Source organism: Bacillus songklensis (assembly GCF_042649685.1).
In the GTDB taxonomy this organism is placed as follows: domain Bacteria; phylum Bacillota; class Bacilli; order Bacillales; family Bacillaceae_H; genus Bacillus_BA; species Bacillus_BA songklensis.
In genome coordinates this window covers 113,224-133,822 of sequence record NZ_JBHRZT010000032.1, presented here as the reverse complement: position 1 = coordinate 133,822, position 20,599 = coordinate 113,224, and the positions used below count along the sequence as shown (strand labels likewise).

Here is a 20,599-nt window from a genome sequence, read left to right as displayed (position 1 = left end):
GAATACTTACTTTTTAAAGAAGCCCTTCACCATAAAATAAGTTCTTAAATCAAAAAGAATCGTCAAGAAAATCCTTGGTTTTCCTGGATTCTTCATGACGATTCTTTTATCGGGTAATCGAAAAACACGTGTATCTTGTCGTTTCGGGGCGTCCCCTTTTATGTCATTGAATAAATTCTTTTTTTCTTAAATAATCAATCACCATTTCTGCCGCTTTATTGATTGAATACTTATTGGTTTCAATCATTAATTCGGGATTGGCAGGTATTTCATATGGTGAGTCAATCCCGGTAAATTCGCGGATTTCCCCCCTTCTTGCTTTATGATATAAGCCTTTAGGATCGCGTTTTTCACATATATTCAGCGGACAGTTCACGTAAATTTCAATAAATTCACCGGCTGGAAACAATTTTCTTATTTGATCTCGATCTTTGCGAAACGGAGAGATAAAAGCGGTCGATACAATTTGTCCACTGTCCACAAAAAGCTTTGCGACTTCTCCTATCCTTCTAATATTTTCGATTCGGTCTTTCTTGCCGAATCCAAGGTCTTTACTTAGGCCGTGACGAACATTATCACCGTCTAAAATATAGCTCCTTATCCCCAAGTGATACAGTCTCCTATCTATTTCATTAGCTAAAGTCGATTTTCCCGACCCCGATAAGCCGGTAAACCAGAGAACACAGCTTTTATGCTGATTCAACCGCTGCCTGTCGGCCTTTGTAATCGTTGAATGATGCCATACAATGCTTTTAGTCATCTTTCCCTCTCACTCCCGATTGACTTAATTGTTGCGCATTCCTTTGATTAATACTTTTGCCACTTCGGGGCGACTGAATTCTTTTGGGGGCATTTCACCATTTCGCAGCATTTCCCTAACCTTTGTGCCTGATAAAACGATATGCTCTTTTTTATCGTGGGGGCATGTTTTGGCGGACCCCATGTTCCCGCATTTTGTGCAATAAAAGCTATGCTCAAAAAATAGTGTTTTAATTCCAATCTCTTCTTCTGTAAAGTTGCTGAATATTTTTTGGGAATCATAAGTTCCATAATAATCTCCTACCCCGGCATGGTCACGTCCGACAATGAAATGTGTGCAGCCATAATTTTTTCGGACAAGAGCATGAAAAATGGCCTCACGAGGACCGGCATAGCGCATGGCCGCAGGAAACACGGACAAAAACACACGGTCTTTCGGATAATAATGATTCAATAAAACCTGATAGCTCTCCATTCTAACATCGCTTGGTACATCATCAGACTTTGTCTCGCCGACAAGCGGGTTGAGAAATAAACCGTCGACTATTTCTAGAGCGGATTTTTGGATATATTCATGGGCACGGTGGACAGGATTGCGGGTTTGAAAACCTACAATCGTATTCCAGCCTAGTTGTTTAAATTTCTCCCTTGTTTCGCTTGGGTCTAAATAATATTGTTCAAATTTTTCCTTTTGGGGACGGCGAATGAGGGTGATGGGCCCTGCTAAATAAACATTCGGGCGCTCAAAGAGTTTTTTTACTCCTGGATGAGCAAGATCTGTTGTTTGGTAAACAAGTGCGGCTTCTCTCTGTTTGTCTGGCACATACATGTCCGTAACCGTCATAACCCCATACACAACCTGCTCCCTTACAAGTTTAACTTTATCTCCGATATCGATTTTACTTGCTGTATCCTCATTTACAGGTAACGTAATGGGTATACTCCATGGAAGACCGTTAGCAAGTCTCATCTCTTTGACAACAGTATGATAGTTCTCTTTGTCAAGAAAACCGATTAACGGGCTGTATCCCCCTATTGCGATTAGCTCCAAGTCACTAAGTGCTATATTATCCAATTCCACTTCATATTTACACGAATCAACTGAACCTTCATGATCGATTCGATTAACTAAAATCCCTCCATGGGGCTGACTTGCTTTCACGTTTTTTTACCTCCAACTATTTGTTTTACTCTCGTTCGTTAACAATTCCTATCGTACCTGATGCAGACCACATTCAGTTTTTTCGCTATGTGCCCATCTTCCCGCCCTTAAGCCCGCTGCTTCAGTTGTTGGGAGCGTGCACATTTCACAGCCGATACTTGGATAATGACGATCATGCAATTCGTTATAAGGAAGATCGTTTATCCTGATATAATTCCATACATCTTCCCATGTCCAATCAATGATCGGACAAACCTTGACCAATTTAAATCTGTCATCTTTATTGATAAACTTGAGGTGACTCCTCGTAGATGATTGATCCCGTCTAAGTCCCGTCATCCAGGCTTCCATTCCAGAAAGCTGCTCTGTTAAAGGGGCAATTTTACGCAGGTAACAACAATAATTTGGATTGTACTTCCACAATTCACTGCCGTAAAGCTTCGCTTGTTCTTCCAGGCTTACACTCGGCTTAACCAATTGGATATTCAGGCTCGGATATTTACGCTTTATTTTATCGATAAGGTCATATGTTTCTTTAAAATGAAGTTCAGTGTCCAAAAAAACAATTTTGGCTTTCTTATTAACTTTTGATATTAAGTCGACCAATACTACGCCCTCGGCGCCAAAGCTGCAAGCATAAACAATCTTATCCCCGTACTCACTATAAGCCCATTTAATAACATCTATACAATGCTTCATTTGACTCATCAACCGTTCCGAGAGACCGAAGTCCCATCTCTCGTATGTCAAAACACTTCCCATCTACTGCCCCTCACTTCCCTATACTGTATATTTCACGCATGCCATTGAACATGGCAAGCACCCCTATGTTCCACCTCCAGACTGGTAGACAAAGGAATCATCTTGCAAGATAGGTTAAAACCTATAGGCAGACTATTCACACTTCGTTAAAAGGGTTCTCTGAAAATGCACAATTTCAGCAAATGATTGAATAAAAAAGCCAGGAACCTTACCCAAAACTTGCGAATATACTTTTCATGACCACAAAAAAATGGGTAAACGACCAGCATAATTTAGGAGAGATCTTTATGACTGTCAAAATCTATCAAGGCAATGACCATCAGTTGGAGCCCTCAGATATTAATATTGTTATTGATGTCATCCGGGCTTTTACCGTTGCCCACTATGCCTTTCTAAACGGTGCAAAGGAAATTTTGCTCGTTGGAACGGTGGATGAAGCTTTTAAGTTAAAAGACATGCATCCGCACTATCTTTTAGCCGGGGAGGTGAAAGGCCTCGCGATTGAGGGTTTTGATTTAGATAATTCTCCAAATCGTATCGCAAGTCAAAGGATTGAAGATCGGACACTCGTTCAAAAAACAACAAACGGTGTAAAGGCCACATTACATTCTTTAAATGCCAATGCCGTATTTGTTACTGGCTTCTCAAATGCCAGAACAACGGCAAGTCATATTAGGGATACAGCCAAGTCTCCAGGAAAAGAGCTTCAGATTAACATCATCGCCTCCCACCCAACGAGTGATGACGATTTAGCATGTGCTGAATACATGAAGGGCATCATTGAAGAAAGGGAAGTGTTGACAGCAAATGATGTAGCGGAAAGGATTAGAGCCTCTCAAGTTGCCCAAAAGTTCTTTGATGCAAGCAAGCCCGAATTTGATTGTAAAGATATTTCATTTTGTACTCGTGAACTAAACGGCGGTTTTGTAATGAAAGTGAATAAATCAAATGTAATCCCAACGATTGAGAGGCTTGAGATATGATTACTTCTGGACTTAAACTGCCATTAAGGCAGGCAAAGCCAAGGAAATATGGAATCACTATTTTAATTGACAATGGAGTACCTTTAAACTTTTTTAAGGATACCATTAACAGTGCCGCCGACTTTATCGACTTTGTGAAATTCGGCTGGGGAACATCAATCATTACAAAGCACCTGGAGGAAAAAATAGCTTGTCTGCAGGAAAACGAAGTTGAATTCTTTTTTGGCGGAACATTATTTGAGAAGTTTTTAAGTCAAGATAAAATCGAGGATTTCTATAAATATTGCAAAAAATATGATTGTAAATATATCGAAATTTCCAATGGCACCATTGATTTACCCAATAAAGAAAAAGCTTCCTTTATCTACGATTTTTCAACTGAGTTTCGTGTATTGAGCGAGGTTGGGAGCAAGGATAGCGAAAAGTCTATAAGGCAGCATTCATCCCAATGGATTGAGTTTATTCAGGAAGATCTTGAAGCCGGGGCCGAAAAGGTCATCACTGAGGCGAGGGAAAGCGGAACAAGCGGAGTATGCAATGCCGATGGAGAGATGCGCTTTCAATTGGTTGAGGAAATTGTCTCATCAAGTATTGATTTACACGACATTATATTCGAGGCTCCGACCAAAAAGATGCAAACATGCTTCATAGAAATGGTTGGTTCTGAAGTCAATCTCGCCAATATTGCCTTTACACAAGCTCTCCCTCTAGAAACATTGAGGCTGGGTCTGCGTTCAGACACGTTCCATTTATTTGAATAGGGAGAGAGGGAAATGAGAGATACCAATAAAGTATTTCATCTTGCCATACCATGCAAGGACTTGGATGAAACAGCAGCATTTTACGAAAAGTTGGGATGTAAACTGGCAAGACGATATAACGATAGAGTGACATTTAATTTTTTTGGAGATCAAGTCGTTTGCCATCTCGACCCTGAAAGCATTGATAAAGCGCCAAAAATATACCCCCGTCATTACGGAATTACATTTGCCGATCGAAATGAATTTGAACTTGTTCTAAATCTAGCAAAAGATAGGGAGTTGCCTTTCTTCCAAAAACCGATGATTCGATTTGGCGGAAGGAAAGAAGAGCACATCACCTTCTTCTTAATAGATCCCGCCAATAATCTGCTGGAATTCAAACATTATCATGATGTAACGATGGTTTATTAAAAATCCACATAAATCATTTGACATGGATAAAAAGCATTCATGTCAAATGATTTAAAGACCTTTTCAGGTCTATTCAAGATGCAAGAACAGAAGGGCTGGGAAAGGGTTAAGCAGCGCTGACAGATATTAAAAATTAACGTGAATTCAATATAGTTTAATAAATGAATTCATTGATAATAGATAATAATCAGCTTCGCCTTGATGGTGAGGCTTTTCTTTTACCTAAAGGCTGTGCCATCTCTTTTCACATTCTTTAGCTTTCTTCTGCCGATTCCCCTCTCACCCTCTTTCTTAAATCAACTTTTGTACCTGTCCCGTGTATGTTTTTGATACATATAATATGTTGAGCATTTTTAAGGGATTAAGAACAAATATAGAAGTAAGATGGCAGTTGCTTTCCCCGCACAACTTGACCTTCCCCTCTGACCAGGCCCCTTGAGAGTGGTGATCGCCCCAAGTCATGTCCAGCGCGGTATAGGCATATAAATATAAGCAAATAATAAGCGTCGTGAATTCTAGGTTAGGAATGGTTTCTTGTGAAAAAAAGAAATGATCAATATTCGTCTATGATATTTCGAGGGTTATGCAGAAAATACTTTATGATTATTTTGGGCGGGATGATTCAAGGATTTGCCATGGGGGTATTTCTTTTTCCAAATTCTGTTCCTTCCGGCGGAGCAGGAGGTCTTACCGTTTTATTTAATTATTGGTTTCATATTCCGATGGGCATTGCCTTATGGCTTGTGAATTCTTCTATGCTGGTCATCGCGGTCCAAAATTTAGGAGGTGCCAGTGCAATCGGAACTTTGGCAGGCATCACGGTCACTTCATTGGCCGTTAATTTTTTTGAAGTAAATGTATACATGCCCCATTCGTTCGTGTGGCTTGAGCTTTTGTTGGGTTCCGTTACCCTTGGTGTAGGTGTTGCTCTTCTCCTAAGGCAAGGTGTTTCCCATGGTGGAATTGGCATTATTGCGTTGATCATTTCAAAATCAAGAAGGATCAATCCGGGCAAACCTCTTTTTTGGATTAATGGAAGCATTTTTGTTGTGACTGCTTATGTCATCGACTGGCAGATTGTGATTCAAGCTCTTTGCTGTCAATGGATTTCTACGAGAATCGTCGATTGGCTGTATAACATTCGGATTCCTAGGAAAACCCCTTCTTTAGCCCTGGATTGGCGGAAAAAGTAATGCTGGAAGAAATCCAAAAGTCATGCGAATGGGCCAATGATCATCATCAGGAAGGAGCGGCTATGCTATCTTCTATCCTTTATTCCATTCATCCTCATCTTTTTTTCGAATTCAAATATAGGGAGAGGGATAGTTAATCCGATGGGCCAAGTATCATTCCAGCGGAAGAAAAATACTGCCCTCTCCTTTCTTTTTATTGGTAAAAATGTGGACCTATTAGTCATACAACACACTGCTGTATCACATAAATCTTCCAGCATTATCTTCCACCGGCAGGCTGCAAAGTTGTATAACTCTCTTTCTTTTTCTTTGGCCGCTCTGACTTGGGTTCATCTTCTTTATTAACTCGGATCATTATTAGGGCCAATATTCCAACAACAAAGGTAAGTGCTGCAATCGACATGAACATTCCCATTTTTGACCAATCCATCAATCGTCCAAAAATTGGAGGCCCGATCGCCACACCTAAAAACCGGACAGAACTGTAAAGGGCCGTAACAATTCCTCTTCTTTCTTTACCTACAGCATTTGTTATGAAGGTATTGATACACGGTAATACAAGCCCGGTGCCTATACTGCTCAATGCAAGAATTGAAATAAAGGGAATCCATTTTGAAAAAAAAGATAAAGTTGCATACGAAATAGTCATAAAAATCAGTCCCAAGACAATTAACCTTTTCATAAGCTGCTGGTTCTTTCCAATCTTACTTCCTGTTGTATAGGACGTGATACACATGACCAGCAGCGGAATAGCAAGGATTAATCCCTTTTTCACTCCGTCAATTTGATAATCCTTTTCCAGCACATCGGATAAATAAAAAAGAATACCAAAAAGTGTAAACAAACATGTTGCGCCTGCCAAATAACTAGTAAGGAGCCATCGGCCTTCATGTTTAAATACACTTCCAAGCCCCTTTACATATTTTCCGAACGGCTGCGGTTCTTTCTTTTTTACTTTTTCTTTAATAAAAATCCACGTAAGCAGGATTGAAACAACGCAAAATGCAGGAAATGCAAAGAATACGCCATACCATACAAGCAGAGCAATAAGAGAACCGAGAATCGGTGAAAGCACTTTTCCAAAACCGTTGGATGCCTCCACGAGGCCCAGTACCCTGCTTTCTTCACTCCCCTTAAAAAGGTCCCCTGTTAAGGCCATGGCAATCGGTGCGGTGCCCGCTGCCCCTATCCCCTGTAAAGTTCTTCCGGTAAGAACCCACCAATACGCATTTGAAAATGCAGACGTGGCAAACCCGGCCAGAAGTCCTCCTATACCGTAAAGGAACAGCGCCGGGATAATGATGGCCTTACGGGAAAAGCGGTCTGATAAATAACCAAGGATAGGGATAGAGATGGCTGCCGCTACTGAGAATACTGTAATGGTAAGACTTGTCTGAAGTTGAGTAAGACCCAATTCGGATTTCATTTTAGGTAAAATGGGAATTAACATTGAATTCCCTAATGTCATGATTAATGGTATTGACCCAATTGCTGCAATTGTCAGTGCTGATGCTTGTTTTTCGGACATTACTTAGAGACAGCCTCCTTATAACGAAACTTTTCATTCTAGTTTAGAGTGTCCGCAAGCATATAACGTTATTCTTTTGCAGTATCGGGTGGTTCACCAGATTCCTAAAACTCAATCCATGTAAGGGGTTCGGAACAAAGAATATCATTCCCCCTGCATTGATTGTCACGATATCGGCCGTGTTAATTTCATCGTCAAATAGTCGTTATTGTACGAGGTTAGTTTGTATCTATGTTACAGACTTCTGAATCAATGCCATATTGCCAGCCTAATGTTAGAGCCCCCTGAGGTGCTTCGGGTTTAAATTCAGGAACATCGGATTGTTCGGTCACCCCTGGACTTGGCGACGCAGACCATATAATTGTATTCTTTTTTATTTCTCGATTACTTGCTGCAGCATCGTTGTAAGCGGAAAATAGCTTTCGTTTTGAATCAAATGCTCCGTAAATACCCGGTTTATAACTGGAAGAAGCAATCGTCTCGTACCATCCCCTTATAAAATCAGCGTCAACGGGGTAATCCGGCTCAATATCGGCAAATAAAGCCACTCCTTCTGGTACTCCTAAATCTTGAGCATATTTTATAGCCTGACTTGCTTCATTTTTTCCGTTTTCATAACCGGCAGTATTCGTAAATTGATTATAAATTAATAACACTTTCTCATTTTGGGAATGGATGAAATCAGCTTCATTTTTTGTTAATCCCTTTGAAACTCCGTTTTTATCTCCTAAATAGCGGCCCCACACAGCCGGTTCTCCAAAGTTTTCCCGTACACAAGCATACTGCTCATTTGTTGCAGCACTTGCTGAATCTATTCCCCAAACCATTGCCGGCTTTTCCGGTTTGTTTGGATTGTTATTACCGTTGCCATTGCCGTTATTGTTATTGTTATTGTTACTATTGACACTGTTATTGATACTGTTGTTCACGTCGTTGTTACTATTGATACTGTTATTGATACCATTTTTTACAGTATTGTTACTATTGATGTTGTTATTGACACCATTCTTTACATTGCCATCTGCGTTAATATTTACATTTATGTTATTTTCTACATTACCGTCTGCATTGATATTTACAGTTATATTGTTTGTTATGTTATTGGTGATACCGTTGGCTCTATCGTTGTTTCCGTTCGCCCCTGCACCATTGGTTGCACCGGTATTTCCGCTCTTCCCTATGCTGTTAGCTATGTTATTTGTTGTAGAGCCATTGCCTTTGTTTCTAATATTATTGTTTATGTTATTGTCTACTTTTTGGTTGTTATGGCTTTTAGTCGCTGCTTGGGGATTGGTATGATTAGAAGATTGTTTGGCTTCACTATCAGCATTAGCAATATTATGGCTGTATTTTGTATGACCGTTGTAGAACAATAAAGCCAAAAACATAGAAACCAATAATAAAGAAGCTATTAGGGAAACAATAACAGGTTTATTTCTGTACATGTTTTCACAACCTCTCCTATTATTGGTTGTATGATATGTTCTTGAATGGAAACCTGTGCGGAGCCCTCCGTCAAACGGGCTCGGACCAAAAAAGAAAAAGGATGTAATGAAAAAGCTGCCGGTATTTGGCCGGCAGCTTTTGGAATGCCCCATATTTTATTTATTTGCTAAACACTCACATATACAGGTGATTTTTTAAGTATTTACCAGCTAGTATGATTTCCTATTCTGTCTGTCAGAACGGGATAAAGTGGCGGAAAGATAAGCAACCTAACGGTAAATACCATTGATTTGGGGTGTGAAAATGCGAAAAAGATACATCATGGGGATTGTTACCTTCCTTTTGGCTTTTGGAATCTTAACGACGACTCATCTGCACAGACAGGATGGAGATCAGGCCACTCATGTTCAAAACAACAGAGTAAAAACACAAAGACTGAAAGCCCAGAACATTACTGCGGGAAGCCCCGAGCTCTTGAAAGTTAATATGATCAGGATGAATGATGCTACCGTAGAACGGTTGAACAACCACCCTACCGTCCATATCATTGATCACAATGGCCGGGACAAAAGTCATTATTATAAGAACGAAGTGACAGTGAAATTTAAAATTCGTCCGAATGACACGGAGATAGTAAAAATCACAAGGGATATTGACGGGAAACTTATAAAGAGACTCGATTCTGCTTGTATTTTTAGATCAAACAGCCAATCGACATCCGAATTAATCCAGCATTTTGAGAAAAGCGAAAATGTCGTATATGCCGAGCCTCATTACATCCTTCTGCAAAATGAGGTAAACGACCAGTTCTATCAAAGATACCAATGGAACTTGCCGGCAATCGACGCCGAAACGGGCTGGGAACTTACACAGGGAGCCAAAAATGTCAAAATCGCAGTGGTGGATACCGGTGTCGATCTTGAACATCCCGACCTTGCCCGCCGATTACTAAAAGGTTACAACGTCTTGGCTAATAATGACCGGCCCGATGATGACAACGGCCATGGTACACATGTAGCGGGTATTATCGCATCGGAGACAAATAATGGGCAAGGTGTTGCAGGTATTACATGGTATAACCCGATTATGCCTGTAAAAGCCATGAATGAGAAGGGCTATGGAAGTTCCTTTGATATCGCCAAGGGAATCAGGTGGGCAGTTGATAACGGTGCTGACGTCATTAACTTGAGCCTGGGAAATTATCAGCCTTCCTCCATATTGAAAGAAGCAATTGACTACGCTTACTCGAAAAACGTCATTGTGGTTGCTGCTTCCGGGAACGATAATTCAAATCAACCAAGCTTCCCTGCCGCTTTTCCACAGGTACTGAGCGTAGGAGCTGTCGGCTGGGACGGAAGACGCGCGCCGTTTTCCAATTATGGAACATATATGGATGTGGCAGCACCGGGAGTAAGCATTGCAAGTACCTATCCAGGAGGACAGTACGCGGCCCTTTCAGGTACATCAATGGCGGCGCCGCACGTAACTGCTTTGGCCGGTCTCATCCGCTCCCTCAACCCGGGCCTGCCCAATACAGAAGTCATGAATATTATTATTCGAACAACGCGTGATGCCGGACAGCCCGGTCCGGATGTTTACTACGGCAGCGGAGTCGTGGACATTGCAGGGGCGCTAAGATTGGCTAATCAAGAAAACCATCCGGACAGAAAGAAAAACGAATGGAATTGGTTTAATTTTTTTTCTAACCGCTAAACCGCGACCATTCCCTTTCTTAGCCCCGCTGCGGTTTCCTTCCCGATGCCAAAAGAATGAATCCAGGCCATCGGCCAAAAAGTGGTACCTTTTAATGCAAAATAAGAGAAAAGCACAGCATGGATGAGCTCATGCTGTGTTTTCTACTATTGACTCTTAAACCGGCCATCCATTCGATTTCTCCTATGTTTCCTTGCTTTATGTTTGTAAGGTTGAATGCTTCTAACGCCACCGTAATACGATTGTTAAATGACAGCAATCGCTCGTTCCTACCTTTGATGATAGCTTAAGAGTAATTCCGTCAGGGTTATAGGTTGTTATCACCTTTGATTTAATCCCTGTTGTTTTAATTAACCGTTCCACTTCTTTTACATTGGATTTTTGTGCTGCCGACATTACTTTATAGGCAAAATCTTTTGATTCGGCAAACTTATTCAGCAAAATACTCGCTTCTTTCATTAGCTGCTGCATGGAGATGGCTGATTGAGTAAATAACGTTGCATCTACATCTGGATACTGTCTTACCCCGTTTCGAGAAGGAACAGCTGTTACGTTGTAATATGGGAATGAATAATAGTCCGCCTGCTGTATAACCTGGTTGCAAGGGTAATTTCCATGCGGCGGAAGCTGCTGAAGATGAAAATAATAAGGGTAATGAAACATGATAAAAAGAAACCCTCCTTTTTCAGTGAACTCTTTACCAATATACGGGTCCCAGCCTAATATGTGAGTTTCCCACCCTTCATTCCCCTTTTTCTGGAAAGGATAGGCTTGCCATGATGTCTCTGAAAAAACGAAAGGAGCTGACTCACATCCTCTTCATAACTATAAACTGTTTATAAATCAAATGAAGCGTCATGGAAAATCCTTGATTTTGCTGGATTTTCCATGACGCTTCATTTTTGGAAACTCTTGTTTGATGATTCAGCCGTTTGCTCCTTCCCGCTCTCTTTCCTTGAACAATTGTTTTTTGCTCCATTTTCCATATCGATAATAAAGGAATGCGATGAGACTGCCAATCACAAAGCTCGTTCCCATTCCAAAGCCGATTCCCTTTTCACCTATTAAAACTGAAAATACATACGTCATTGGATACCTTAAAATCCACAACGAAATGATATTTAACACCAGAATCTGAAACATTGCTCCTGCAGCACGGACAATGCCGTTCAAAATAAAATTGATTCCAAGGAACGGATAGAAAAACGCAATCATTTGTAAATATTGTGTGCCAAATTGAAGTGAGTCCTCCTCCTGAATAAATAACTTGATTCCGAATTCAGCAAAGAACACCATTAAAACGGCTATCAGAAACATGATCACCAAATTATAAATCACTCCGTACGGAGCGATTTTATGGACCCGATCCCATTTGTTTGCACCGATGAACAGCTGTTTCAATATGTTCCCTTTTGTGAAATCGTGTTGCGTCATATGGTTACTCCCTTTTTTAATACACATGTTACCACAAGACGGGACAGTCAATCACAGATTCTGCTTCCTCGGTTGATCATCCTTGAGTGATATGAACTTTAAGAGATTTTCGTCGTTTATCAGTTATCTGATTGTTTTCCTCGGTTATTTTGTTTACGCTCAATTTCCGGGTCACTGTATTCTTCCGAGAATTCTGTCGCAAATCGATTGTTGCGCATATTTATGAGCGGTTGTTTATCCTTGGATCCTTCCAATACTCGGTTTCGCATAAAAAGATGAAACAATATCTCAATAGCCGTTATGGCAAAAGCTGCGAAAAAGGAAGCGACCAGAATATTGAGGGTTGTCTCGATAAAGAAATAACTTAAAAACCAAACACCCGCAAACGTTAGTGCGAAGTCTCCTATCCCTGCTGCCACATTTCCCAGCTTGGGCAATATAAACAAATCTCCAACCAAGTAGGAAACTCCTGTCATCAATATAACAATGGTGAATATTTCAACAATGGTCGCATTATAAAAGATCCCTAATATCGAAAACAAGACTGTCCCAATGAAAACAAACTTTATAATTAAGGCCATTACATGTTTCATCATCTATTTTCCTCCTATAAAAATGGGAAATTTGGGAATTATTTATATATAAATCCAATTTAAGTTTTTAACCTCTGTCATCGAGCCTGCTTCTATTTGCGCGTTTCTGTTTTTTCATTTTTTCGTCTTTTTTATCATATTCGTTATTAATTTGCATCATTAGAATGGAAAAACAAGCGTCAATTATCTCCATATCGTATTGCCCAAAACAGATCGTAAAACAACAAAAGAGGATGACTCAAAAGGTATTAAAAGACATACCTTTTGGGACAGCCTCTTTACGTATGCCTCATAGGGGCGGTAAATCTGTTTTCCCTCTTTCAAGCAGTTCCTTTATCATGTGTTTGGCATAACCGGAAGCTTGACCAAAGGAAATATTGGCAGGCAGCGGCGCTTCATTCGCATCGACTATCACATCGATGATACATGGCTTTTGCTGTTGTACTGCTTTCTCAAAAGCAGGATGCAATTCCTCCAGCTTCTCCACTCGATAGCCGATTCCTCCGCAAATGTCAGCGTATCGTGCAAAATTCGGATTGTGTAAATCCGTCCCGAATTCGGCATTTCCCATTACCTCTTGCTCGAATTTAATCATCCCGATTTTATGGTTATTAAGGACAATCACCACAATCGGAAGATTATATTTTACTGCGGTGACAAAATCGGTCATGGTCATGGCAAAACCGCCGTCACCGCAAACGGCAAATACCTGTTTATTCGGATAAGCAATTTTCCCCGCTATTGCACCCGGCAGTCCGCAGCCTAAAGTAGCCAGCCAGCTGGAAATGATAAATTGCTGGTTCGTCATATGAAAATGGCGTGCCATCCAGACGGTGACATTTCCAACATCTACCGATAAAATGGCATCATCGTCTGCTGCTTTCTGCAATGCCTTTACGACTCTCTGAGGTTTGATTGGCACTGCCTCATCGTTTTCTTCTCCCTCCATCTTTTTCTGCCATTTCTTCATATTATCCTGGCATTTCTCAAGGAACGTTGGATTTTTTTCTTCCTTTAGAAGTTCAGTAAGAGAAGTCAGTGTATGAGCGGTATCTCCGGCAAGACCGACATCCACAGGATATCTTTTACCGATTTGTGAAGCATCATAGTCGATATGAATCGTCCTGGCATGGTCCGGGAGAAAACCTGTAAAAGGAAAAGAAGTGCCCACCATGATTAATGTATCAGCGTCCTGCATCGCTTCATAAGACGGCTTTGTCCCAATCAAACCAAGTCCACCCAGACAATAAGGATGCTCATCAGGAATCACTCCTTTTGCCGGCAACGTTAAAATAATAGGAGCCTTTATTCTTTCAGCGAACGCCAATAATTCCTCCCTCGCCCCTTTCGTACCTTTTCCTGCTAAAATCACTGGTTTCTTCGCCTCTTCAAGTATTTGTTTCGCCTTCTCTAAATCTGTATCTTCAGGAAGAATGGTTGATTGGACGAAAAAGGAACTTGTTTTACGTACTTCCCGTTCCACTTCAAATTTTGGAATATCATCAGGTATCGTTAGGACTGCAACCCCTTTTTTGGTATAAGCTGCCCGTATCGCTTGGTTTAAAACGACAGGCAATTGCTCGGCAGACATGATGCGCTGATTATATACGGCCACATCATCGAATAGGCGGTCAAGATTAACTTCCTGGAAATAATCTGTTCCGATTAAATCCGATTCTACTTGTCCGGCAATCGCGAGCACAGGAACTTTGTCCAGTTTGGCATCATATAATCCATTCAACAAATGGATAGCACCCGGGCCTGCAATCGCTGTACATACCCCAAGCTTCCCGGTGAGTTTGGCGTATGATGCTGCCGCCAACGCTCCATTCTCTTCATGCCGCACTTGAATAAATTTAATTTGATCCTGCACTTTCCTTAATGGCTCCATCAATGAATTGATGGAGTCTCCGGGCATCCCATAAATATGGTCCACTCCCCAATCAATTAAAATATCCATTAACACTTCTCCAGCATTTTTACGAAACATACAAAATCCCCTTTACATCGTGACGTATAAAGTATTTTCTGCAGTTTTTAGAAATAAAATCCTTTTTTTGTCGAAATCAAAGTAATACAGGGATAGTGAACATTTTACAGGAGAAATAAAAACCATTTTAGTCAATTACAATCTCACTTTTTCCAGAAGCGTTCAGATATGCTTATCATAAACAGAAAAGGACTTGTAAAGACTAGAACCAAATTATTCTTTTCCAGAGTTTGTTCAATTGAAGGATTTCTATAAAGAACAGGTGCATGTGCACACTTTGACCGGAATTTTCACATTCATTTTTGAAACATACACAATCGCCATGAATTTTGCAGAACGTATACGGAAAACGTATTTGACTTAGAGGCACATATTGCTAGTAATATGAATAATCGCAAGTATAGGCAATAGACTAAATCCTGAGGCAGAGGTATATCAACAACCGTCACTTCTGATTTTCTTTTCGGTCATCCTTTTCACCGTTTATAATGGGAATTTTTTTAATGAGCCATGAAAATGCATTCTTAAAAACAGTACAGGAAATACTGCATATTAGCCCCATTTCCCATCTATTCCCGTTCGTGGATGAAAAATAAATTTTACAATAACAGGAACGGATGTGTAATCAATGGCAAAGTTCGAGCAGAAGAGAAATAAAGAAACAATCTGTCTGTATATAGCATTATTCTTACTCTTACTATATGTATCCCCGCTTTACATTTTAGGGGAAGACGCTCATATACGCGTACATGATAACCTTGATTCCAATATCGCCTGGTATAAAGTGCTGGCTGAAAGCGGGAAAATACTCGGGGGGATACATGCCGTCATTCCCCAGGTTATGAACGGACTGCCCCGCGATGCCTACGGAACGGAATTTAGTGGAATCGTTTGGCTCCATGCCCTTTTTCCTTCGATGACTGCCTATGCATTGAGTCAAACAATTACGAGACTTTTTGCTTTTGTTGGAATGTATTTGCTTTTAAAAACGCATTTCATTCGCGATGAAAAGGCCTATCTTATCCGTATTGGCGTGTCGCTCGCCTTTGCTTTTACTCCTTTTTGGCCTTCCGGGATGCTGAGTACACTGGGGCACCCTCTTGCATTATGGGCGTTTTTAAATATTCGTTCCCGGAATTTCTCATGGAAAGAATGGCTCACGCTCGCCCTATTGCCGCTCTATTCAAGTTTTGTACTCGGGTTCTTCTTTTTTCTAACGGCGATGGGATTTCTCTGGTTGTATGATCTCATTGTAAAGCGGGATTGGAACCTTCCTTTTCTAGGAAGCATTGCTTTTATGACAGGGGTTTTTCTTTTAGTGGAGTATCGCCTCATATATTCCATGATCATTTCAAGTGAACCAACACACCGGACTGAGTTCATCTCATCAAGACATGAATTTTGGCGTTCGATGCGTCTGTCATGGAAAAACTTTGTATATGGCCATACACACGTCATGACCGTTCACACTCCCGTGATTTTACCGCTCCTATTTCTTACGCTCGCTGTGTTGATCATCCGAAAAAAGGTCAAAGAAGAAAAAGTGTTTATTTTCCTGCTCGTGCTAAACTACTTGTTGTCATTATGGTATGCTTTTTGGTTTAACAATGTATGGATTCCGCTAAAGGAGAGAATCGATTTATTCAATACGTTCAACTTTGCACGCTTTCACTTCTTGCGTCCATTGGTTATTTATCTAAGTTTTGCAATTGCCTGTTATATTTTATGGCGTATGGGGAAACGGTGGCGGTTTTTTGTAGGGCTTGCCCTTGCAGCCCAAATTGCTGTTCTTCTTCCTTTTAATGAAGAGTTTCTTTATGGGGTCCACTATCATCCCCCTTCATTTCGGGAGTTTTATGCAACGAAGCAATTTAATGAGATTAAGGAGTATATTGATCGCCCGCAGCACTCTTATCGGGTTGCAAGCATTGGGCTTCATCCCGCAGTCGCACAGTATAACGGCTTTTACACGTTAGATGGATATGTAAATGTGTATCCGCTTACATACAAATATCAATTTCGAAAAATAATAGCGAAAGAGCTTGAGAAAAATCGGAGACTCAGGACCTATTATGATGAATGGGGGAGCCGCTGTTATATCTTTGTGGATGAGCTTGGAAAGCATTACGGATTTACAAAGAAGTCCAAAAAAAAAATCAAGAATCTTGAGCTCGACATCCATGCCTTTAAAGAAATGGGAGGGCGTTACATTTTCTCTTCCGTTCCCATTACGAATGCCAAAAGTAACGGTCTTACACTGATGAAAAAATTTAATCATCCTGAGTCACACTGGAGAATTTATTTATACGAAGCCAAATAACGGTGTTTAGGAGGTAATGAATTGAAACAGTCACAGCCTTTATTAACCATTGTTGTTCCTTGTTATAACGAGGAGGAAGTGCTGGAAGAGACGGCGAAACAATTGACATCCGTTTTAGATGATTTAACAGCTGAAGAGCTGATTTCCAGCGAGAGCAAAATTTTGTTTGTCGATGATGGAAGCCGTGATCGAACATGGTCATTGATTGCCATGGAAAGTACGAAAAACGATTATGTGACCGGCTTAAAATTAGCACGCAATGTAGGACATCAAAAAGCCCTTTTAGCCGGCCTTGAAAAAGCAAAAGATAAATCGGATTGCGTTGTTTCAATTGATGCAGATTTACAGGACGATGTTTCCGTCATTCGAGATTTTATCCTTCACTATCACGAAGGATGTGAGATTGTATATGGTGTCCGCCGCTGCCGCAAAACAGATACCTTCTTTAAAAGAACGACCGCTCTGGGCTTTTATCGTTTCATGAATAAACTGGGTATTAATTTGGTGTACAACCATGCTGATTATCGTTTGATGAGCAAACGTGCACTTGAAGAGCTCAGCCGTTTTAAAGAAGCAAACTTATTTTTGCGCGGCATCATCCCCATGATTGGATTTAAATGGACAGAAGTGATATATGATCGAAAAGAGCGTTTTGCCGGGGAAACAAAATATCCTCTTAAAAAGATGCTGTCGTTTGCTTTTGATGGCATAACATCTTTTAGTGTCGCCCCGATCAGATTTATAACATCCCTTGGTTTTTTCTTATTTTTCTTAAGCGTCATTGCTGGAGCGTATGCACTCATTCAAAAGACGCTTGGATATACGAATGCCGGATGGACATCCCTCATTATTTCAATTTGGCTGATTGGTGGGTTGCAGTTAATGGGAATCGGCATGATCGGCGAATACATTGGAAAGATTTTTATGGAAGTAAAGGGACGACCTAAGTACGCCATTGATATTGATTTGTACAGTGAACGGCTCGGACATTTTCAACATGATGAAACCGATATGCTCATGGAAGAAAGGTTTATTTAAAGAGGTAAAACATATGAGCCACTCCTTTTTACGTTTTTTGTTGGTTGGCCTTATCAATACCTTTATCGGACTTTCCGTCATGTATGTTCTCCTTCATGCTGCGCACCTTTCTTATTGGCTCTCAACATTTGGCGGTAATGCTGCCGGTGCCTGTGTAAGCTACGTACTAAATAAATCTTTTACATTTCGAAGCGCGCAACCAATCCAGCATACCATCTACCGCTTTGTCGCCGTAATATCGCTTTGCTATTTTCTCGCTTATTTTGTCGGCATCCGTTCCGCATTTTGGATTATGGAACGGGTGGTTGACCTTCCGTTGACCTATGTAGAAGACGTCGCTATTTTATTCGGTACCGCTTTTTATACCATTTTGAATTATCTCGGTCAGAGGCAATTCGTTTTTTCTAACTAACATTCTATACACTTATAGAGACTATTCATGTTAAATGATTCAGGACACATACCTTTTCCGATCTGGCGTACATGCACCGGTAACCATCCATCGACATACACTAAAGTTGATCGTATTTGGATCTTTATCCTTTATTTAAAGAGAGGCCCATTTATGTTATTTGTAGCTTTATTGTATATATTATTCATTTTCGCCGCCATATTCGCAGAAGAGCTAGAGTCGAAGGAGTTACAACCGAAGAAGTCAGAAGCAGGAGGACTGAATCCGCGCATAAAGACGGTCGCCCATCGCGGCGCATCCAGGTTCGCTCCCGAAAATACATTGGCTGCCTTTGATTTAGCCGTACAGCAAAAAGCTGATTATATTGAGATGGATGTTCAAATGGCAAAAGATGGGGAGCTTGTTGTCATTCACGACCCTTTTTTGAATCGTACAACAAGCGGGACGGGAAGGATCAAGGATTTTTCCTTAAACGAAATGAGACATTTAGATGCAGGAAGTTGGTTCAATGAAGAATTTTCAGAAGAAAAACTCCCTGCATTGCAGGAAGTTTTGGATCGATATTCTAATAAAATAGGCTTATTAATCGAGCTGAAAGATCCGCACCTTTATCCGGGAATCGAGCGTCTATTAGCAAATGAACTAAGAAAAAGGAAGCTTCATTTGCGAAAAAATCATTCCATCATTGTACAATCATTTGATTACGGCAGCATCAAGGAGTTCAACAGGCTCCTTCCTACCGTACCAACCGGCATTCTTCTTATATCCCCGCCATCCGAACAACAACTGACCGAATACTCTTCCAATGTGAAATACATTAATCTTTATCATGGCGTTTTAAATCATCAGCTCATAAAGTCACTCAAGAGTCGCGGCTTTAAAATTTTCACCTGGACAGTGAACGAAAGGGATACGTACCTTAAAATGACAAACTGGGACATTGATGGGGTCATCACCGATATCCCTCGGTTAAAGGATGGCTTATGCGGTGCTGCCGTAAATCCATCCCATTCTTCTCCACCGTATTATGATTCATGGTCGTCATTTATTTTATTTGTAAGTGAGCTTTTCCAAGAGTCGATTAAATCTGTTCATGAGGAAAACAAGTATTTAAATAAAAAAACGGTAGGTTGCTACAACATATAGCCGCTTATCGTTTTTTTTCTGCTATACAAAGAAAAGGCGGAAAGAGAAATCGCTTATTTCCCGATTCACTCTCCATAGGTTATTGCTATTCCGTAATAGTATGAAGGTTTCCATATCCTAATTGATGCAGGGTTTCTGCTATATGCTCATACCCTTTGCCATTCGGATGGATCCCGTCTGGTGACAGCCATTCATCTAAAGAACGCTTGAAGGCATCGTAAATTTTAGCCACTTTGATATGCGGGTGCCCGCTGAAGCTGTCTATGTGACGATTGAATAACCGGACCCATCTCCCCGCAAGCGCCACCTCCGGAAGCGGATTGTACAAATCCACTATTCTGATAATAAAGGGCTCATGTACTTCATGTTTATACTCATAAATGGTATGAACGATTTCCGACATATTTTCTCTGCACTTCGCAAGTGCTTCAAACAGCGCATCCTCTTGTTTCATTCTTGCAAACTGCCTGCCCGCTTGAATAAGATCATTTCCACCCGCTGTAATGGTGATGATGTTTGCCCTTTTCAAACGCTCTCTTACATAAGGATGCTTCAGACTTCTTAACACATCACCAGTCGTGTATCCAGCTCTGGCAACGATGTTTGGGCAAACATGGGAATTCAGTTCATGCTCGGTCATTCTGGCATATCTGCCAACAAAACCTGGTGCAAAGAACGAGGACCCGACGCCCGCTGTTAATGAGTCCCCTATCGCTGCATAAGACAGTATGGGGACTTCCCCCCTCTTCTCCATCCATCTCCCTCCTAAAAATAAGTCCATTTCACTATCATATTTATTCTTTTGGGGACAGCGTTGTCACCGGGGGCCTAAAAATGGGCAATTGAAAAAGCTTCTTCATCATGCTATGTGCAAAGGGGAATGGCTGATGCGTAAAGAATTTGACATGGGCATTTTTTGCTGATGTCAAATTTTTTATATGGATTTAT

Annotated in this window: 19 protein-coding genes; 9 read left to right on the top strand and 10 right to left on the bottom strand. The window is 40.8% G+C overall.

Going from position 1 to position 20,599, the window contains the following annotated elements; genetic code table 11:
- Positions 1 to 163: 163 nt before the first annotated feature.
- From cysC to ACFOU2_RS08580, 3 genes are read right to left on the bottom strand one after another with little or no spacing between them, the layout of a single operon-like run.
- Positions 164 to 760, bottom strand: coding sequence for an adenylyl-sulfate kinase (gene cysC / locus ACFOU2_RS08590; RefSeq protein WP_377914172.1), 597 nt, complete (start codon positions 758 to 760; stop codon positions 164 to 166).
- 24 nt (positions 761 to 784) lie between these two features.
- Entirely contained in the window at positions 785 to 1,921 is a 1,137-nt protein-coding gene (gene sat / locus ACFOU2_RS08585; RefSeq protein WP_377914170.1) for a sulfate adenylyltransferase, read from the bottom strand.
- A 48-nt stretch (positions 1,922 to 1,969) separates the two neighbouring features.
- Positions 1,970 to 2,683 carry a phosphoadenylyl-sulfate reductase gene (locus ACFOU2_RS08580; RefSeq protein ID WP_377914167.1) on the bottom strand — a complete coding sequence of 238 codons (714 nt, stop codon included), beginning with the start codon at positions 2,681 to 2,683 and terminating at the stop codon, positions 1,970 to 1,972.
- 287 nt (positions 2,684 to 2,970) lie between these two features.
- Here ACFOU2_RS08580 and ACFOU2_RS08575 point away from each other — a divergent pair, with 287 nt between their 5' ends.
- The 4 genes from ACFOU2_RS08575 to ACFOU2_RS08560 all read left to right on the top strand — a co-directional run bounded on the left by ACFOU2_RS08575 (position 2,971) and on the right by ACFOU2_RS08560 (position 6,031).
- Complete coding sequence (locus tag ACFOU2_RS08575) at positions 2,971 to 3,666, top strand: 2-phosphosulfolactate phosphatase (RefSeq protein WP_377914165.1); 696 nt, start codon at positions 2,971 to 2,973, stop codon at positions 3,664 to 3,666.
- The gene (locus tag ACFOU2_RS08570) at positions 3,663 to 4,427 is read left to right on the top strand and encodes a phosphosulfolactate synthase (protein ID WP_377914163.1); all 765 of its coding nucleotides are present in this window, start codon (positions 3,663 to 3,665) and stop codon (positions 4,425 to 4,427) included. The genes ACFOU2_RS08575 and ACFOU2_RS08570 overlap by 4 nt, the downstream gene beginning before the upstream one ends.
- Positions 4,428 to 4,439: 12 nt before the next feature.
- Positions 4,440 to 4,838, top strand: coding sequence for a VOC family protein (locus ACFOU2_RS08565; RefSeq protein ID WP_377914161.1), 399 nt, complete (start codon positions 4,440 to 4,442; stop codon positions 4,836 to 4,838).
- A gap of 566 nt (positions 4,839 to 5,404) precedes the next feature.
- Complete coding sequence (locus tag ACFOU2_RS08560) at positions 5,405 to 6,031, top strand: YitT family protein (protein WP_377914288.1); 627 nt, start codon at positions 5,405 to 5,407, stop codon at positions 6,029 to 6,031.
- A gap of 259 nt (positions 6,032 to 6,290) precedes the next feature.
- Here the strand turns inward: ACFOU2_RS08560 and ACFOU2_RS08555 are convergent, their stop codons facing one another.
- A complete protein-coding gene (locus ACFOU2_RS08555) occupies positions 6,291 to 7,559 on the bottom strand; it encodes an MFS transporter (protein ID WP_377914159.1) in 1,269 nt (422 codons plus the stop codon).
- A gap of 218 nt (positions 7,560 to 7,777) precedes the next feature.
- On the bottom strand, positions 7,778 to 9,004 hold the full coding sequence (locus ACFOU2_RS08550) for a glycoside hydrolase domain-containing protein (protein ID WP_377914157.1): 1,227 nt from the start codon (positions 9,002 to 9,004) through the stop codon (positions 7,778 to 7,780).
- A 304-nt stretch (positions 9,005 to 9,308) separates the two neighbouring features.
- Between ACFOU2_RS08550 and ACFOU2_RS08545 the strand changes: the two genes are divergently transcribed.
- Positions 9,309 to 10,718, top strand: coding sequence for a S8 family peptidase (locus ACFOU2_RS08545; RefSeq protein ID WP_377914155.1), 1,410 nt, complete (start codon positions 9,309 to 9,311; stop codon positions 10,716 to 10,718).
- A gap of 222 nt (positions 10,719 to 10,940) precedes the next feature.
- Here ACFOU2_RS08545 and ACFOU2_RS08540 read toward each other — a convergent pair whose 3' ends face one another.
- The 4 genes from ACFOU2_RS08540 to ACFOU2_RS08525 form a co-directional block, all read right to left on the bottom strand.
- Positions 10,941 to 11,381 (bottom strand): hypothetical protein, encoded by a 441-nt coding sequence (locus tag ACFOU2_RS08540; protein WP_377914153.1) that lies wholly within the window; start codon positions 11,379 to 11,381, stop codon positions 10,941 to 10,943.
- Positions 11,382 to 11,642: 261 nt separating this feature from the next.
- Entirely contained in the window at positions 11,643 to 12,152 is a 510-nt protein-coding gene (locus tag ACFOU2_RS08535; RefSeq protein WP_377914151.1) for an MATE family efflux transporter, read from the bottom strand.
- Positions 12,153 to 12,271: 119 nt separating this feature from the next.
- Positions 12,272 to 12,748, bottom strand: coding sequence for a YndM family protein (locus ACFOU2_RS08530; RefSeq protein WP_377914150.1), 477 nt, complete (start codon positions 12,746 to 12,748; stop codon positions 12,272 to 12,274).
- A 286-nt stretch (positions 12,749 to 13,034) separates the two neighbouring features.
- The gene (locus ACFOU2_RS08525) at positions 13,035 to 14,735 is read right to left on the bottom strand and encodes a pyruvate oxidase (protein ID WP_377914148.1); all 1,701 of its coding nucleotides are present in this window, start codon (positions 14,733 to 14,735) and stop codon (positions 13,035 to 13,037) included.
- A gap of 628 nt (positions 14,736 to 15,363) precedes the next feature.
- On the opposite strand from ACFOU2_RS08525, the gene ACFOU2_RS08520 reads away from it, so the two are divergent.
- From ACFOU2_RS08520 to ACFOU2_RS08505, 4 genes are all read left to right on the top strand, one after another.
- Positions 15,364 to 17,055, top strand: coding sequence for a DUF6044 family protein (locus ACFOU2_RS08520; protein WP_377914146.1), 1,692 nt, complete (start codon positions 15,364 to 15,366; stop codon positions 17,053 to 17,055).
- A 21-nt stretch (positions 17,056 to 17,076) separates the two neighbouring features.
- On the top strand, positions 17,077 to 18,093 hold the full coding sequence (locus tag ACFOU2_RS08515; RefSeq protein ID WP_377914144.1) for a glycosyltransferase family 2 protein: 1,017 nt from the start codon (positions 17,077 to 17,079) through the stop codon (positions 18,091 to 18,093).
- Positions 18,094 to 18,106: 13 nt separating this feature from the next.
- On the top strand, positions 18,107 to 18,505 hold the full coding sequence (locus ACFOU2_RS08510; RefSeq protein ID WP_377914142.1) for a GtrA family protein: 399 nt from the start codon (positions 18,107 to 18,109) through the stop codon (positions 18,503 to 18,505).
- A gap of 153 nt (positions 18,506 to 18,658) precedes the next feature.
- A complete protein-coding gene (locus ACFOU2_RS08505; RefSeq protein WP_377914140.1) occupies positions 18,659 to 19,651 on the top strand; it encodes a glycerophosphodiester phosphodiesterase in 993 nt (330 codons plus the stop codon).
- 85 nt (positions 19,652 to 19,736) lie between these two features.
- Here ACFOU2_RS08505 and ACFOU2_RS08500 read toward each other — a convergent pair whose 3' ends face one another.
- On the bottom strand, positions 19,737 to 20,405 hold the full coding sequence (locus ACFOU2_RS08500; protein ID WP_377914138.1) for a GDSL-type esterase/lipase family protein: 669 nt from the start codon (positions 20,403 to 20,405) through the stop codon (positions 19,737 to 19,739).
- Positions 20,406 to 20,599 lie beyond the last annotated feature (194 nt).